The 17,035-nt window shown below is 37.5% G+C and carries 13 protein-coding genes; 3 read left to right on the top strand and 10 right to left on the bottom strand.

What is annotated here, in order from left to right; genetic code table 11:
• Window positions 1–1,198, bottom strand: a 1,198-nt coding sequence (locus tag PGN18_RS05070) for a RagB/SusD family nutrient uptake outer membrane protein (protein ID WP_335318286.1), incomplete at its 3' end; no start/stop codon positions are given.
• A gap of 20 nt (window positions 1,199–1,218) precedes the next feature.
• Window positions 1,219–4,470 (bottom strand): SusC/RagA family TonB-linked outer membrane protein, encoded by a 3,252-nt coding sequence (locus tag PGN18_RS05075; protein WP_335318287.1) that lies wholly within the window; start codon window positions 4,468–4,470, stop codon window positions 1,219–1,221.
• 836 nt (window positions 4,471–5,306) lie between these two features.
• Between PGN18_RS05075 and ettA the strand changes: the two genes are divergently transcribed.
• Window positions 5,307–6,986 (top strand): energy-dependent translational throttle protein EttA, encoded by a 1,680-nt coding sequence (ettA, locus tag PGN18_RS05080; protein WP_293744376.1) that lies wholly within the window; start codon window positions 5,307–5,309, stop codon window positions 6,984–6,986.
• 229 nt (window positions 6,987–7,215) lie between these two features.
• Here the strand turns inward: ettA and PGN18_RS05085 are convergent, their stop codons facing one another.
• The 6 genes from PGN18_RS05085 to PGN18_RS05110 all read right to left on the bottom strand — a co-directional run bounded on the left by PGN18_RS05085 (window position 7,216) and on the right by PGN18_RS05110 (window position 13,404).
• Window positions 7,216–7,599, bottom strand: a complete 384-nt coding sequence (locus PGN18_RS05085; RefSeq protein WP_335318289.1) for a hypothetical protein — start codon at window positions 7,597–7,599, stop codon at window positions 7,216–7,218.
• A gap of 19 nt (window positions 7,600–7,618) precedes the next feature.
• Complete coding sequence (locus PGN18_RS05090) at window positions 7,619–7,966, bottom strand: hypothetical protein (RefSeq protein ID WP_335318290.1); 348 nt, start codon at window positions 7,964–7,966, stop codon at window positions 7,619–7,621.
• A 342-nt stretch (window positions 7,967–8,308) separates the two neighbouring features.
• Complete coding sequence (locus PGN18_RS05095; protein WP_335318291.1) at window positions 8,309–9,043, bottom strand: GDSL-type esterase/lipase family protein; 735 nt, start codon at window positions 9,041–9,043, stop codon at window positions 8,309–8,311.
• A 60-nt stretch (window positions 9,044–9,103) separates the two neighbouring features.
• The gene (locus PGN18_RS05100; protein ID WP_335318292.1) at window positions 9,104–11,779 is read right to left on the bottom strand and encodes a TonB-dependent receptor; all 2,676 of its coding nucleotides are present in this window, start codon (window positions 11,777–11,779) and stop codon (window positions 9,104–9,106) included.
• Window positions 11,763–11,996 (bottom strand): DUF1456 family protein, encoded by a 234-nt coding sequence (locus tag PGN18_RS05105; protein WP_029274124.1) that lies wholly within the window; start codon window positions 11,994–11,996, stop codon window positions 11,763–11,765. Before PGN18_RS05105 ends, PGN18_RS05100 begins: the two co-directional genes overlap by 17 nt.
• A gap of 103 nt (window positions 11,997–12,099) precedes the next feature.
• Complete coding sequence (locus tag PGN18_RS05110; protein ID WP_335318297.1) at window positions 12,100–13,404, bottom strand: DEAD/DEAH box helicase; 1,305 nt, start codon at window positions 13,402–13,404, stop codon at window positions 12,100–12,102.
• A gap of 482 nt (window positions 13,405–13,886) precedes the next feature.
• Here PGN18_RS05110 and PGN18_RS05115 point away from each other — a divergent pair, with 482 nt between their 5' ends.
• Together PGN18_RS05115 and PGN18_RS05120 are read left to right on the top strand one after the other, a co-directional pair.
• Window positions 13,887–14,360 carry a ribonuclease H-like YkuK family protein gene (locus tag PGN18_RS05115; RefSeq protein WP_205056488.1) on the top strand — a complete coding sequence of 158 codons (474 nt, stop codon included), beginning with the start codon at window positions 13,887–13,889 and terminating at the stop codon, window positions 14,358–14,360.
• Window positions 14,361–14,832: 472 nt separating this feature from the next.
• Complete coding sequence (locus PGN18_RS05120) at window positions 14,833–15,300, top strand: SRPBCC family protein (protein WP_335318299.1); 468 nt, start codon at window positions 14,833–14,835, stop codon at window positions 15,298–15,300.
• Between the two features lie 6 nt (window positions 15,301–15,306).
• Here PGN18_RS05120 and PGN18_RS05125 read toward each other — a convergent pair whose 3' ends face one another.
• Together PGN18_RS05125 and PGN18_RS05130 are read right to left on the bottom strand one after the other, a co-directional pair.
• Window positions 15,307–15,885 carry a DUF4468 domain-containing protein gene (locus PGN18_RS05125; RefSeq protein ID WP_335318301.1) on the bottom strand — a complete coding sequence of 193 codons (579 nt, stop codon included), beginning with the start codon at window positions 15,883–15,885 and terminating at the stop codon, window positions 15,307–15,309.
• Window positions 15,886–15,979: 94 nt separating this feature from the next.
• Window positions 15,980–17,005, bottom strand: a complete 1,026-nt coding sequence (locus PGN18_RS05130) for a porin (RefSeq protein ID WP_335318303.1) — start codon at window positions 17,003–17,005, stop codon at window positions 15,980–15,982.
• Window positions 17,006–17,035: the final 30 nt, after the last annotated feature.

Raw genomic sequence — 17,035 nt, forward strand, 5'->3', positions numbered from 1 at the left:
CTTCGTTAATGGGCACACCGTTCCGCGTGTAGAACATTTCTGCAATTTTAATAGGAGGTGCTAACTGTTGTCTGGCTAATCCTACCGGGATTGGATCTGAACCTTTCATTAAACGTGGCATCGCTACCTGTTGCATAAATAATGAAAGACTATTCGGGTTAGCCCAAACATGCTCCGAGTTTTGAGCAACTCTTTCCGTTAATGCACCCCTTATCGTTAGCTGTCTTAATGTAGAGTCTGACAGTTTAAACTGAGATCCCGGAAATTGATATAATTTAAATCCTGCACTTTCGGCTGCATCCACAGCCGCTTTTGCCGCATCTTTAGCTTTTATCCATTTATTGGCGTCATACGTGGTATTAAAAAGTGCAACTCCATCTTTATCCCTGAATCCTGCATAATCAGTATTTCCATTGAATAAAGGGCTTGCGGCGGTTAGTAGTAATTTAGCCTTAATTGCAAGTGCGATCGGTTTGGTAATACGCCCCAATTCATTGGTCCTATCTGTAATAATCGTGGGTAAGTTGGCAATAGATTCATCCAATAAATTATTCACGTAATTTACACAATCATCAAAAGGCATCCTTTTAATTCTTACTTCATCAACAGATGCATCAAGATCCAGGTTTTTGTCTACGATTGGAATCGGACCATACATGCGAAGCAGCAGAAAGTTGTAATATGCTTTTAAAAATTTTACTTCCGCAATCCAACGCTGTCTTTCATCTAATTTCAGATCCGGAACTTTGGTCTGATCCTGTACATTATCAAGAAAAATATTACAGGTTCTGATTGCTTTGTATAAACCAAAGTTATCACCAAATCCTCCGCCCTGAAAACGTCCGTTCCATGCATCCATTAACGGATTGTCAGCATTCTGACTACCTCTGGCAATACGCCATCCATAAGAAATAAACTCACGTTCTTCGATATTTGACCAGATTTCATCTCCGGCCATAAACCCCATATTGTTCAACGGGTCACCATCTTTAGGCAAGAAGGAATAACAAGTAAATAAATACTTTTCTGCCTCACTTCTCAAGGTAAATGCATTGTCTATCGTGGCCACATTATCCGGAACAATATCCAGATATTTTTTACATGAACCCAATAAAACTAAACTCAGCATTAGAATGGAGGCCAACCCCATTAAACCAGGTTTCTTTTTATTTTGAAATAATATTTCGGTATTTTTCATTGTATTTTCTTTAACAATCTTTAAAAACTTAAACTCACACCTAAATTGTATACCGTTTGTACAGGGTAACCTAAGCCGTTTCCTCCCATTTCCACATCCCATAACTTAAATGAGCTAAATGCAGCAAGGTTACTAGCGTTTAAATAAAACCGGGTAGCCCTGATTCCGAGTTTGTTTTGAATTCTGGTTGGAAGATTATAACCAAGCTCTACCGTTTTTAACCTTAAAAAGGACCCATTACGCATCCACCATGTTGATGTCTGATTATTATTGGCAATAAATTTATCGCTTAACCGAGGCCAGAAGGCATATATATCACGATTTTCTTCACTCCAATGACTTTGGGCAACCACGTCGAGAAGACCATTTTGTGAACCACCGTTAAATACAAAAGGCGAAATATTTTGCGGATTGATAAAAAACGATGAACGGGCAGAACCCTGGAAAAAGGCGGATATATCAAAACCTTTAAAGCCAAATGTTCCTCCAAAACCATAAATAATTTCTGGTGCTTGCGGTAGCCCGATAGGTACAGCGTCAGCCTCTGATATGATACCATCACCATTTACATCTCTGTATTTAATATCACCACCACCATAATCAAGTCCGGGTTTACCGGCAAATTGCACAGGTGAATTTTTAGCTTCAGCATCGTCAACGAATAGCCTTTCTGCAATATATCCAAAAGCTTGTGTACTCGGCACTCCCACGCGGGTGCGGTATGCCTCATTTGCATTGTAGGCAGGTTCATCGTTGATTAGGATTTTATTCGTAGCATAAGTAAGGTTTCCTCTTAACTGCAAATACATGCTGTTTCCAAAAGATTTATTATAATTTGCCGAAAAGTCAACGCCTCTACTTTCCATCTCATTGGTATTCGCCTTAACTGCTGCCTGAAGTCCCATTGTACTCGGAACGTATACCCTATCGGTTAAAATGTTAGAACGGTTTTGTTTATATACATCAATATTAATACTTAACGCATCAAACAGGGTCAAATCTAAACCAAGATTGAGTTGTTTAGATTTTTCCCATGTGATTAATGGATTTGCATAACGCGAAATCGAGATACCATCCTTGTAATAAAAATTATTCTCGCCAAATGTTCCACCATAAGTTCCGTTATTCATATTCACCTCAGAAAGGTAGAAGAAACGATCCTGAGCCCTTCCAATCTGATCATTACCAGTGATACCATATGTCGCTCTTAACTTTACATTGCTTAAGACTTTGCTTAACGGTTTGAAGAATTTCTCGTTTGAGATCAGATAACCCAAACCAAATGAAGGGAAGAAACCAAAACGATTGTTTGCAGCAAAACGCTCCGATCCATTATAGCCAAAGTTGAATTCTGCCAGATAGCGATTATCATATCCATAAGTTGCACGTCCTGACACGCCCTGATTACGGGATGGTAATGACAACTGAAGACTTCCGGCATTAGCAGCCAGATAATTCCGCATATTGGTAATCAACATTCCGGATACCGCATGTTTCTCTTTGAAAGTATGATTGTAGTTTACAGCTACTTCTGTATAAAAAGTAGAGTTTAAACTTTTAGTTCCTTCTGAATAGTTCAGATATTCAGTTCCTGTAAGGCCATAAGTTGGGGGCGCACCACTATTTAACAAGTTGAGCATAAAATCCCCCCCTGCCGGGTTAGGAATGGCTGAATAATAAAAAGGATTATAGTTACGTGCAATATCAAAATAGGAATATCGGATTACATAAGACATCAAACGTGCACTTAAACCTGGTAATACATCTTTTAAGTCCTGCTTGAGTTCAATTTGTGTTTGCAAGGTTGAAGAATTGTTATCCTGATATCCTTTAACCATTTCAGCATAAGGATTGATGTATAGTGATCCACTAGGTGAAATGGCATTACCAAATAATGGATGTTTAGCGTAGGGCTGATAACTCGCCGGGTAAACCGCAGGAAACATTACCGGATTAGACCAAAGTGCCTGATTAAAAATCTTCTGACCACCATTGATTTTATTTCCGTTACTATCGAAACCGCCAACCGGCCCCCTGTAATCATCAAACTGACCGTACACCCTCACAATAGCTTCTGTGGTATTGGTAAGATTGATATTAACCGTAGATCTTATTGAATAATTTCTGAGTTTGATGTTACTATTAAAATTATTCAGATCTGCCACTTTTAATACCCCGTTATCAACATTATAAGTACCAGAAATATAATAACTGGCCTTACTACCACCACCCGTTACGTTCATATTGTAACGCTGGTTAAATGTGTAATCCTTAATTAACTCTTTTATCCAGTTATTATTTGGATATAAAAGCGGATTATCACCAGCCGCCGTAGCATCAATTTTAGTTTGTAAGTAAGGCAATATCGCCAGTCTGCTTCTGGTTAATGCCGCTTCATTGGCCTGCTTCATATAGGTAACATTATCTGCAAATTTGAAATTTCTGGTGTTACCCGATAATGAAGTTTCAGCACGGAAAAAATATTTGGTTTCTCCGGCCTGTCCTGCCTTTGTTAGAATCAAAAGCACACCATTTGCACCTCTTGCACCATAAACTGCTGAAGCTGTTGCATCTTTTAAAACGTTGAATGATGCTATATCGTCTGGCTGTAAACGGGCCATGTCATTTTGAGTGGATTCGACACCGTCAATTAAAATTAAAGGATCCTGCTTGCCCGCACCAAAACTACCTAATCCGCGGATAAAGAAAGAGGCATTATCTGCACCTGGCTCACCGCTACGTTGATAAGCAATCATACCGGCTACCCTACCTGCCAGCATGGTTGTCAGGTTACTGGTTGGTCCTTTTAACTCTTTTGGGTTAATAGAGGTAATTGAACTGATTACGCTTTGTTTTTTCTGTGTACCAAAACCAACTACCGCAACATCCTGTAAAGAATTGGCGTCAGGTTTTAAGACCACATTGATGACATAATTTCCATCGCCTGATTTCTCATAATCGATAACGGCTTTAGTTTGCGCTTTATAACCTACCAGAGAAAACAGTAGTTTCCCCGAACGCGGAACCTGGATGGTATATCTTCCCAGATCGTCAGTGGAGATTCCGCGACTTGATCCCGAAACTTTAACATTTACGCCCGGTAATCCGCCCATTGTATCCTTTACTACCCCTTTTACCGTTACTTCACTCTGAGCAGAGGCCGAAAAGCCTAAACTCAAAAATAACAGCACACTGAGCAGCGTTCGGAATACGCCTCCACGGAAAAACAGGCAGCCCGAAATCTGGGCTTTCTTTTTGTAGATTTTTCTCATTTTTTGATTTTAGTTTGAAATTGTTTGTTTATTGGTTTATTCATGAGCCTACCACCCATCATATGGTAAAACCTTACGATGGCAGATATTCTTACTTTGCAAAACTCAGCCGTCAGCTTTTCCTAGTTAAAAAAAAGCCTAATGGTAATTTGGCAACAATCATCTTGGCACAGATAATTGTAAGCAGAGGTTTAGTTGAATGTTCTTGATAGTTTGGTTTTCTTCATATGTTCAATAGTATATTTGGTTGCAACAAATTAACCATTAAAATCGCTATACGAGTGAGGGGCAATATGGTAATTTTTAGGGGCCAAATTGATAAGAATACCCCATTGAATGCTAAATAACCTATATTATTAGATCATACCTAAAGTGTTTTGCTTTTTTTGGTTAAACATTACCGCCGATAAATGTAGTATGAGGCATATGTAAAATTCATTTACAATGTATTGCTGAAAACAGATATTTCCCGTTTGAATGATTTATAATCATGTCACGATCTCGGCAAAAATATCACTACATAATGCGCAAGTATTAGGGGATAAACATTAGCTTTCGGGACCGTTTTGTCAATTCTTCTACAATGAGATTTTATTTTGACACAGAAAATCTTCGGTTGAATATTACCAAATAAAGTATACTGCACTCCTAACATTAAAAGTTGTGATATACTTTGCAAACCATTTTGTAATGGGCCTGTTGTTTTTATCTTTGTAACCGGTCTTCGCACTGCCACTTTCGCTATTGGATAATTATGAAGAAATAGCTTTTAATACTGAAAATTCCATTTTCGAAAACAATAGTGCCTTTAAATAAGCTAAATACAAGAAATCAACATGTCTGACGAGAAAATAATATTTTCAATGGCTGGGGTAAATAAAATTTACCCGCCACAAAAACAGGTTTTAAAAAATATTTACCTCTCCTTCTTTTACGGTGCCAAAATCGGAGTGATCGGCTTAAATGGCTCAGGTAAGTCATCTCTTTTAAAAATTATTGCCGGTTTAGATAAATCTTACCAGGGAGAAGTTGTTTTCTCACCTGGCTATTCTGTTGGTTATCTGGCGCAAGAGCCGATCTTGGACCCAGAAAAAACCGTTCGCGAGGTAGTTGAAGAGGGTGTTGCCGAAGTTACGGCCATATTAAAAGAATATGAAGAAGTGAATGAGGCCTTCGGTTTGGAAGAAAACTACTCTGATCCAGACAAAATGGATAAGTTAATGGCCAGACAGGGTGAACTACAGGATAAAATCGATTCTTTGGGTGCCTGGGAAATTGATTCAAAACTGGAAAGGGCCATGGATGCTTTACGTTGCCCTGATCCGGATACTAAAATTAGTGTATTATCAGGTGGTGAACGCCGCCGTGTAGCCATGTGCCGTTTGTTGCTGCAACATCCTGATGTGTTGTTATTGGATGAGCCTACCAACCACTTAGATGCCGAAAGTATTGATTGGTTAGAGCAATTCTTGCAAAATTACGAAGGAACCGTTATTGCCGTAACACACGACAGGTATTTCCTAGATAACGTTGCGGGATGGATTTTAGAGTTAGACCGTGGAGAAGGCATTCCATGGAAAGGGAATTATAGCAGCTGGTTAGATCAGAAAGCGAAACGTTTGGCGCAAGAAGAAAAAACCGAAAGCAAACGCCAGAAAACTTTAGAGCGGGAGCTTGAATGGGTGCGTATGGCACCTAAAGCACGTCATGCAAAATCGAAAGCACGGATTGCCAATTACGATAAATTAGCATCGGAAGATGGTAGGGAAAGAGAAGAAAAACTGGAGCTCTTTATCCCTCCAGGTCCGCGTTTAGGTAATGTGGTTATTGAAGCCACAAATGTTAGCAAAGCTTACGGAGATAAAGTATTATTCGATAATTTGAATTTTTCTCTTCCTCCGGCAGGTATTGTGGGTATTATTGGTCCGAATGGAGCAGGTAAGACTACTTTATTCCGTTTAATTACCGGGCAGGAAGAAGCAGATGCCGGCACTTTCCGTGTAGGTGAAACGGTTGAACTGGGTTATGTAGATCAGATGCATAACGACTTAGATGCGGAAAAAACCGTTTACGAAAACATTACAGATGGCTTGGACAATATACAATTGGGTACCAAAGCAGTTAATGGTCGTGCCTATGTTTCAAAGTTCAACTTCAATGGCGGCGATCAGCAGAAAAAAGTTGGCATTCTATCTGGTGGTGAACGTAACCGCGTGCATTTAGCCATTACCTTAAAAAAAGGAGCCAATGTATTGCTACTGGATGAGCCAACCAACGATATTGATGTAAATACTTTACGTGCGCTGGAAGAAGCTTTAGAAAATTTTGGTGGTTGTGCTGTAGTGATCAGTCACGACAGATGGTTCCTGGATCGGATCTGTACCCACATCCTGGCTTTCGAGGGTAACTCTGAAGTTTATTTCTTTGAAGGAAACTATTCCGATTACGAAGAAAACCGTAAAAAGCGTTTGGGCGATGTAACTCCGAAACGCATCAGATATAAAAAATTAGATTAATAAAAAAGTCCCGATTTTTATCGGGACTTTTTGTTTGAAATGTGTTATTGCGAAATTACTTTCTAAATTATCGTCATTCCCGTGCATGCGAGAACCAAGATGTACTCAGCGAAGCTAATCTTTAAGCCTATTGCATTATGATTGTTCAAGCGAGTTTTAATTCATGAGTACTTCGTGATTTCCATCCAATAGCTATAGGATCTAGTTGGAATGACGATTTCTCCTATATTTATGCAGGTTGAAAAGGATTTGGCGTTTGGCTTTCTTTTGCTTTGCGTTTGCCTCTAAAGAAAAAATAAAGGTTGATAAAGAGCATAATGCCAAGGTAAATGGCAAAACCGCCAATTTTAGAACTCAAGGCCTCAATTAAATTACGGTAATCATTAGCGCTTATCGTAATCTTCATAATGAGCAGCGCGAAACCAATATTCAACAGATAAAAACCCGTCTCAAAAAGTTTGTTAGTTGCGTTGGCAATCTCTTCCCTTCCTTTAAAAATATCCAACATATATACCTTGCTATTTTTGAACAATGTTTTTGAAACATAAAATGTCAGAAAAAGTGCAACTGGCAAATAAACTGCATAGCCGATTAAAATTTTTGTCGCTTCCATAATTAAAAAGTTTAGATTGTTATTTGATTAATTTATGTATGGTATTGGTAAGCAAATAGATGTTTAAGTAATGAAGAACAGAGAGGATGCATACAATAGTGGCTACTTTTACAGCCATTATCTCTATTAATTGTTGTGGGGAAATGATCGTCTCCCACCCTACCAATGTCATGGCAGCGTAGCCGATATTTACCAGGTAATAAGACACCAGTAATGATTTATTAATTTGCTGGCAGAGGTCTAAATGATCAGGAATAAGTTCGGCTACAAAGATATTGCCGTTCCGATAACAGGTTTTGCCAACCACCACAATAACGAATGCGATTACCGTTATAAAAATACCATAGCCGAGAATATTGTAATCCATAACTACCAGCTTTAATTATTTAACTTTCAGGAAAAACTGAAAATATAACTTAAAAAAATAGGCCCCGTTGGGGCATTTTTAAAAATTTATACTTCAATTTTCTTTTACTATGTAAAAGTAGATCAAATTTATTAAATTTTCAAATATTACTGAAAATAAAAATAAATATAAATCTATTTGGAAAAGTCAATATAAAAGAGGTATTAGTTTTAGTTGATTACTCGCAAACGCTATTATCAGCCCAAGGAAGATTCCTCACTGTATTCAGAATAACATAAAAGAATTTAGTAATATAGAGCGCTCAAATGTCTGCATCATACAACCAAATGGCCAATGAACTTTCTAACGCCTGTTTTTCAAAGCCTTTTTTACAGCAGCGTCCGTTATCACTTCCATTATTTTATAACCTGCCAGGTTAGGATGAACTCCATCAACCGTTAGTTCAGCACGTTGCCCTTTTCTTTCGTCTACCAGAGGAGTCCAATAATCCAAAACAGTATAATTCCGCTTTTTGGCATAAGCTTCGATTTTTTCGTTCAGGCTTACAATACTATCGGCCGCTTTAATGCTTTTGTTCCATGGATATTCGTAAACAGGGAGATATTTGCAGAGTACAACCTTGATACGGTGTAATGTCGCCAGTTCTGCCATGGACTTAATGTTATCCATAATCTTATCTATAGTAACATGACCTGTATTGCCAGCAATGTCGTTGCTACCTGCCAAAATAATCACCACTTTTGGCCTAAGGTTAATTACATCCTGCCGAAAACGGATCAGCAACTGTGGTGAAATCTGTCCGCTTATTCCCCTATCCACATAATCATTCCGTCTAAAATATTCAGGATCTTTCTGTTTCCAGAACTCAAAAATAGAACTTCCCAAAAACACGACTCTCTTTCCTTTTTTAGTGGGTAGCGGTAAAAGTTTATTTTCTTTCTGATACTTTGTCAATGCAGCCCAATCGTCGGTAAAGTTTTCTTTTTCAGCTTTGGTATTTAATGAGTCTGTTTGCTGGTCTTGCGCAAATACAAAATGGCCAAAAAGCAATAAAATAAAAAAAAGGATTTTATTCATGAGTTAAAATGGATAATGTGATCAAACTTTAAAACTAAATAATCTGTATTTAACTATTTATTATTCAGCATTAATGTTACTATTTTTACTTCCAAAATGCCTTAAGTTGTAACTTAATGTTGCCTGTATAAAACGACTGATAAACCTTGTTCTGTTTTCTGAAATGGAGTTGTTGGTAATACTGGTTCTGAATAGCGCGCCTTGATTAAACAAATCGTTTGCCTGAACAGAGAATAACAGTCTGTTATCTTTCAGGAAAGAACTATTCAGTCCTAAATTTACCAATAATGGATTCCCGGCATATAAGCTATAGCCAAAATTTAAACTTTTAGATACTGACGCATTTACCCTGAAGCGTTTACTGGGAATCCAGCTTGCATTTCCGCTCAGGGCTACAACCTGTACATTTTTAATGTTCTGGTTCATTACCGAATATGTATTGGAACTGAAACTATAAGATGTACTGGTATTTAAAGAATATTTTTTCTGGTTGAGGTTAAATTTCAAAGCATTAGAAATATTTATTCCTTTGCTGCGGTTTAGCACGTTATCAGTATAAAAAACATTATGGCTATAGGCAACGTTTCCGTCGATAGATAAGGAAATTTTGTTATCTAATATCCTTTTGTTTATAGAGTAACCTACACCAATATTATAAATACCGTTTACATTCTCATAGGTGGTCTGTTGTTTCAAACTGTTCAGCGTATCCCTTAAAAAAACCGTATTGCTCACCACACTGTTAATGGCAAAAGTACCCAATAAATTAGCCATTATGCTCAAACCTGATTTAAGCCCAAATTTATTATAACTAAAATCGGCCGTGTGGCTTGAGGTTGCTTTAAGATCAGGATTACCAATAATTAAGTTCTGTACATCGTTATTGTTTCTGATAGGTTGTAGTTTATTAAAATCGGGAGAACTGGTATAGCCAATATAGTCAAAACTTAAATTTTCATTGTCTTTGATCTGGTAGCTTAAATTCGCCAGAGGAGAAAAATTTAACTGATAGTTTTTAAGTTTTTGTCCCGTATCACGATACTGACCAATTATAATACTTGGCGAAAAATTAACCCCCAAATTATAACTAAGCCGGCTTTTGTTTGCATTATAACCAATGCTAACGTTCTGATTAATAAAATTCGAGACATAATCCTGACCTAGTGAATCAACTACAAAGCTATTTCCAAATGCATTGTTCACCGTGGTAGTCTGCTGATTACGGCTTCTGCTTACCATAAAGCGATAAGATATATTGATAAAATTATAGCCAGTACTATCATTCGCTTTTTTTAGGGAATTAGAAAACTGAATATTGCCGCCAAAATTCGCACTTGAAGCCTTATGCTCAACCAAACGGTTCAAAATTGAATCTTTTAGCAATAAATTGGTCGTTTCATTATAATAACGAATCATATCGTTAATGCTGCTATTGGTATTTCCTCTATTGGAACCAAAGTTAAATCCCATAGAAAGTGAGCGTTTATTGTTGGATAAGCGTCGCGACCAATTGATGCTTCCGTTAAGATTGGGGTTGTTATTTTTTGATCCTGAGTTAGAACTTAGGTCCTGTTTGATTATCCCTGTTTTATTTGACGTAGATGAAGCATCATTCCGGGTATCGGTTAATTCCCCGGATAGAGAAACGTTGAAATAATTTTTAGCTGAGGAACCATTTAAACCTAGGTTTATGGTATTCGTTAAAGAATTGGAATGGTTGATGCTCTCCCTTAAATCATAAATGGTTCCTTGCGGATTAAATGTTTCAAGATAATTACTTTGAATAGATCTGTTGTTTCCATTACTGAAGTCGTAACTGCCATGAAGGCTAAATCCTTTCGAAATTTTATCTCTGATATTGCCATTTAACATGCTATTATTTAATTTGGAAAATTCATTATTGGTCATACCATAACGTCCACCAAAACCTATTTGCTTAGTGTTTCTCCAGATGTTTCCTTTAGCAACTAAATCATGTGCATTACTCGTAGCAGAATTTATATCTACGCCACCAAAAACACCCTTATCCAGACCTGGCTTGGTAACCAGATTTAACATTTTTTGCGGTGTACCCACTTTAATACCGGTAAAATTGGCTTCGTCACCATAATCGTCGATAACCTGTAGCTTGGCGATAATATCTGCGGGCAATTGCCTGATGTAATCTTCTACATTATTTGTGAAAAAATCTTCGCCATTTACCCGAAGTTTGGTCATTTTTTTACCCATTGCGGTAACGGCACCTTTCGCGTCAATCTCAATGCCTTGCAACTGCCTAAGCAAGTCTTCCACCTTATCATTTTCCCTTACTGTATAGGCTCCTGCATTATATTCAATGGTATCTTTCTTGATTTTAATGGGATCTACTTTTACTTTAATCTGTACATCCTCCAAACGGATAGTTTCCACCTGGAGCATAATAGGGTCTAAAACAGCATTTTTTTTTGAAGATTCGATTTCGTAGATAGATGTAAATGGCTTGTAACCCAATGCAGTAATAGAAAGATAAAACTTATTGAGGTGTACTTTTGCGAATGCAAAGTTTCCCTTCGCATCAGAATTGGTGCGAAGCGTATCCTGGTGAGTAATCAATCTGATGCTAACGCCTTCAACAGGCTTCTTCAGAGAATCGATTACATGACCACTTATTTTAAACTGAGACTGTGCGAGAGCGTTAAAGGAAAATAAGATCAGTATAAAAAACAATAAAAAGCATAGATTATTGCTTTTTTTCATCCCTCGGACCTCTTTTATAAATGACAAGACCGTTTAAAAAATTACGCAGAATCTGATCGCCGCAGGGCTTAAAATTCTCATGGTCTTCATTTCTGAAAATATCACCCAGCTCCGCCTTGGTAACTTTAAATCCAACAAGGTCACAGATGGTAATAATATCCTCTGTTTTAAGTGATAAGGCTACCCTTAGTTTTTTTAATATATCGTTGTTGCTCATTTTTAATTTTGAATTATAAAAAGGATTGAATTGGTGAATGTTTGAAGTTGCAATGTTTGAAAGTTAAAATGCTGTAAAACGCCACAACTTCAGGTTTATCTCCTTAGCTTGCCACTTCTAATTTAAGCTTCTTTCCTTTAATTTTCTCACCGTTTAGTTTTTTTAACAATTGGGTTACCTTGCTTCTTTTTACGGCAACATAACTGGTAGTATCTTTTACCTCTATCAGGCCTAAATCTTCTTTCGCTAGACTGCCCTTTTGTAGAAACAGACCCACAATGTCAATTTTATTAATTTTATCTTTCTTACCGTGTGCGAGGTACAAAGTTACCCAATCGCTTGCTTCAGGCAGCACATAATGGTCATCTAAAACCTCCTCATCTACATCATCAGGTAGATATTTATAGTTTTCTTCGGTGGTTAAAATAGCGTATGCAGTTCCTTTGGCATGCATGCGTGCCGTACGGCCATTTCTATGAATATAGGCATCTTCGGTATAAGGCAATTGATAATGTACAATATGCTCCACTTCCGGTATATCAAGACCTCTGGCAGCCAGATCTGTTGTAATTAAAATCCGATGGCTACCATTTCTAAATTTAAGTAATGCCTTTTCACGATCGAACTGCTCCATTCCACCATGAAAAACATCATGGCCTAAACCGTTTTCGAAAAGCAAATCACTGATCCGATCTACCGTTTCCCTGTGATTACAAAAAACCAATGTATTTTTGTTGCCTATTTTGCTCAATAATCTGAAAAGATAATCCAACTTGTCGGCTGCAGGTACCGTTATTTTTTTGAGTTTTAAATCAGGTTTTGCTTTGACATTTTTTGAAAAATCAACTTCAATAGGTGCATTTAATTTTACAAAACCCGGAATTTCTTCCATTTTGGTAGCAGATGTAAGTATGCGCTGTTTTAATGATAGCAGTTTGCCAATGATGTACGACATATCGTTTTCAAAGCCAAACTCCAACGCTTTATCAAATTCATCTAAAACTAAGGTTTCGATAAAAGATTCGTCAAAATTTTGATGCTCCAAATGGTAGGCTATTCTTCCGGGTGTTCCGATCAGGATGGCTGGTGGATGCGCAAGGTTATTTTTTTCTATCCTTACCGCATGACCACCGTAACAGCAATTTACCTTAAAAGAAGTGCCCATTTGCTTAAAAACCTGCTCAATTTGCAGGGCAAGTTCTCTGGACGGGACTAGAAACAAAGCTTGCACGCCATTCACTCCAGTCTTTAAGCTGGAAAGCAGTGGCAATAAAAAGGCCAACGTTTTTCCCGAACCCGTTGGCGCTATTAATATTACATCTTTACCAGTCTTGGCTGCTTTCACAGAAGACTCCTGCATTTCGTTAAGTGCAGAAATATTTAATCTTTTTAAGGCATTTTCTATCATTCCGCCATAAAGGTAATCATTTCTCTTTAGGGCAAAAACGAGACCCTTGGTCAGGGTCTGAAAAATTTTCTTCGAAGTTTGCGGAGCGTAGAAAAATTGAGCCCCTTATCCAGCAACATTAGCATCCTGCCTCGTTTAGACATCGAAGATAATACCTTTTCGTTAACTGCATCAACTGAGGATAAGATTTTGTCAGTTAGTTCATCTACAAATTTATTCGCTCTGCTATTTTGTAATAACTGGAGCTCCTGGATTAACTCTGCTCTCATAATTAACAAATTTTAATGAATGTATAAAATATTAACGGACCGGATAATGATTTGTTTCAGCTAATTAGATTTCATCTAAATTATTTTAACTAACTTGTTGATAACTAACTTTTTGTTAGCAAATAAACAACCGTTGCTTAACACTTATTTAATTTTTAGCGCTTATTTTTATAAAAACCTGATTACCATTCGTTAACCTCAAAAAAACAGTTTATGACGTGGAAAAAATTTAGTGGTGAAATTATTCAGTCTTCAATCCTAGAAGAAATAGAAAATGCGATTATCAGAGAGAGTGAAAAAGGCTATAAACTTAAAGTCTGCATCGGTACCGATTCGCAGGTTAAAGGTGCAGTAACCGATTTTGCAACAGTAATTGTACTTTTAAGGGAACATCATGGTGGTTTTATGTACATCCACCAGGAGAAGAGCACACAGCAGGTCAGTATCAAAGAAAGAATGTTGATGGAAGTACAGAAATCGATTGAAACGGCCTATTCCATTTGCGATTTACTTGATATTTACGATGTAGCGCTGGAAGTGCATGCCGATATTAATACCAATCCATCATTTAAATCAAATAAAGCGCTGAATGATGCCATGGGTTACATTTTAAGCATGGGTTTTATTTTTAAAGCTAAACCAGAAGCATTTGCCAGTTCTACCTGTGCTGATAAAATGGTGCATTAAAAGGAAAAATGTGTGATGGAGGAGGGATGATGGTTTAACCCGAAATGAGGGGGCGGAGGTCCGAAGTTTAGCATTAACCTGAATTCGATTATTAATATTGCCTCTCGGTAGCTTATACCTCCATTTTTAATTAATTAGACGTCACCCTGATCCGATAGCTATAGGATTCATTTCAGGGTCTTCCTGCTAAAAAGATGCTGAAACACCCGCCCGACCGGCCGGGCGGAAGTTCAGCATGATGAATTGGTTAGGGATTAGACGTTTATGAGATATTATTTTAATTAAATAATTATCAAGTTCAGGTTATTATCCTTTTAAGGATTATAACAACGTATCGCTGTGGGTAACTTAACTATATCGTTATGCTAAGGCACGAAAATCAGTAATACCCGGCTTTGTGCTTCTATTTAAAAACTGTGCGGTTAAACCCAACAAAACTGCAACTTCGTTGTTGTGCTTTTAAAATAAAAAAGTGAAAACGTACCGATTAGAATTCACCCAGAAACTACCTATTGATTTAAATTCAGCATGGGATTTTTTTTCTTCGCCAATGAACCTGGCCGAAATTACCCCAAAGAACATGGCCTTTGATGTAACCTCACCAAACATGACCAATACCAAAATGTATCCAGGCTTAGTCATTACCTATAAGGTTTCTCCTTTGTTTGGCATTAAATTGAGTTGGGTAACCGAAATTACACATGTTAAGGACAAAGAATATTTTATAGATGAACAGCGTTTTGGTCCATTTGCTTTTTGGCACCATCAACACCATTTTGAAAAAATAGAAGGCGGAATACTGATGCGTGATATTTTACATTATAGCATTGGCTGGGGGCCAATCGGAATCGTTGCCAATTCCATGATCGTGAAAAATAGAATCAACGAAATTTTTAAATTCCGTTACCAAAAGGTGGAGGAATTATTTGGTAAGCTTTAGTCTTATCTACCACTTTTTCGTTGAGATGGTTTCGGCTTTCTTTTTGGTCTTCTCTATCCTATTGGTAGCTAGGTATTTTTTAAACTCAGCTCCTAATTTTTCGACTTTATTGTAGGTGCTGTTTAAAATGTCTTTCCAGGCACCAACACCAAGCTTACCTGGTGTACGTTCTAAAGGCGTACCAATTGTTGTAGTCGGTACAAAATTACCATACCGATCCCTCTGGTAAGGAATGAACAGCATATCAGTTAACCAAAACCGATATTTACCCTGGCGTACTTCAAAAACAAAATTGTAACTGACCTCCCCGCTAGGGTGACTAGCAACCAAAATGGTCTTATCGATCTCCAAAGTTCCCATGGCTAAGATAGAAGAATCAGTGCTACCTTCTAATTTCATAGACTTTTTATAAACGCCAGTAACAAATGACCTGGCACGCTGGAGTAAGCTATCTTTACTAACTGATTGAGAATCTACCACCTGATAATAGATAAATTTACCATTATCATCTTTAGAAAACTGTTTTTGCTGTGCCGATAAATTAACTGTAAATATGGTAAAAATACCCAGAATGATATATTTCATAAAATAAACGAATAGATAAAACTAAATTTTAAAGATAAAAAAAGCCGTCCTGATTTTGCACCAGGACGGCTTCCTATTTTTCAAATTTATTTTTTTAAAAAGCATAAACTGCTGCAAGCGAAAACTGACCACCATTTGGTGCAGCGCCTCCGCTTTTATTAAAGAAAGGCTTGTCTTTATTATGGTCTAACCTAACCTCAGGGATAAAAGTTAAACCGCCGGATTTTATATTTGCAGTAAGCGTAACAGCAGTAAATGCTGTTTCAGGAACCACCCCTGCTTCTTTTAGCTTAAAATATTCTCCCCTTAAACCTAAAGTTACAGCATCTGATACTGCATATTGAGGATATAATGCTGCCCCAGCGTAGCTTCCTGGTACAGCGTTATCTTTAATGTCATAATTGGCTGCATTTAAAGCCAATTTAAATTTTTCTGTAATCTGATAAGCAGTGGTTAAATCTACAATTGTTCCATAACCACCAAAACCAGCACCAGATAAGGCATTGATATAAGCCGTCCAGCCTTCTACCGGCGCAACCATTAACTGACCGCCCACTGCAGATACACCACGTGTTGCACTATAAACGTTCCAATCATTAAATACGCCAGCCATTAAGCTCACTTTATCGCTGAATTTATAAGTAGCTTTAATACCAGCATTCTGGAATGGACCATTTGTAAATAAGTAAGAGGTTGAGTAGTTGAAGTTTCCTACCGGTGAAATCACCTCATATCCAATAAATGTACCCATATAACCAGCCGTCATACTAAATTCATCAGTAAAATCGTAGTTGACATACAAGTTTTGGATATTAAATGATGAACCGCCGGCCGCAGCATCAGGTATAGATTGAGATTGTCCTCTGGGGCCAAAAGAAAGCTCCCCCACAAATGAGGCCTTGCCTGTTTTTTTCTTTAGCGCAATATCGATCATTCCAAGTGAAACGGAGTTGTGATCGGTCACAAAAGAGGTTTTGGCATTTAAAGGATTTTTCGCAAAATCATACTTAAAATAGGTATCTACCGATCCTGAAATTTCAAGTGGAGATGATTCGGTCTCTTGAGCCAGGGCACACGTAGTGCTGGCCATTGCGAAAATAGCGGTTAAAAATTTCTTCATGTTTGAGCTTGATTTGAGTTTAGATATATA

This window comes from Pedobacter terrae, from assembly GCF_036946585.1.
In the GTDB taxonomy this organism is placed as follows: domain Bacteria; phylum Bacteroidota; class Bacteroidia; order Sphingobacteriales; family Sphingobacteriaceae; genus Pedobacter; species Pedobacter terrae_C.

Excerpts from the sequence above, each read along its gene's own strand:
- PGN18_RS05125 (WP_335318301.1), bottom strand. The coding sequence starts at position 15,885 with ATGAAATATATCATTCTGGGTATTTTTACCATATTTACAGTTAATTTA.
- PGN18_RS05085 (WP_335318289.1), bottom strand. The coding sequence starts at position 7,599 with ATGGAAGCGACAAAAATTTTAATCGGCTATGCAGTTTATTTGCCAGTT.
- PGN18_RS05100 (WP_335318292.1), bottom strand. The coding sequence starts at position 11,779 with ATGAAAAAAAGCAATAATCTATGCTTTTTATTGTTTTTTATACTGATC.
- PGN18_RS05075 (WP_335318287.1), bottom strand. The coding sequence starts at position 4,470 with ATGAGAAAAATCTACAAAAAGAAAGCCCAGATTTCGGGCTGCCTGTTT.
- PGN18_RS05130 (WP_335318303.1), bottom strand. The coding sequence starts at position 17,005 with ATGAAGAAATTTTTAACCGCTATTTTCGCAATGGCCAGCACTACGTGT.
- PGN18_RS05110 (WP_335318297.1), bottom strand. The coding sequence starts at position 13,404 with ATGATAGAAAATGCCTTAAAAAGATTAAATATTTCTGCACTTAACGAA.
- PGN18_RS05115 (WP_205056488.1), top strand. The coding sequence starts at position 13,887 with ATGACGTGGAAAAAATTTAGTGGTGAAATTATTCAGTCTTCAATCCTA.
- PGN18_RS05095 (WP_335318291.1), bottom strand. The coding sequence starts at position 9,043 with ATGAATAAAATCCTTTTTTTTATTTTATTGCTTTTTGGCCATTTTGTA.
- ettA (WP_293744376.1), top strand. The coding sequence starts at position 5,307 with ATGTCTGACGAGAAAATAATATTTTCAATGGCTGGGGTAAATAAAATT.
- PGN18_RS05090 (WP_335318290.1), bottom strand. The coding sequence starts at position 7,966 with ATGGATTACAATATTCTCGGCTATGGTATTTTTATAACGGTAATCGCA.
- PGN18_RS05105 (WP_029274124.1), bottom strand. The coding sequence starts at position 11,996 with ATGAGCAACAACGATATATTAAAAAAACTAAGGGTAGCCTTATCACTT.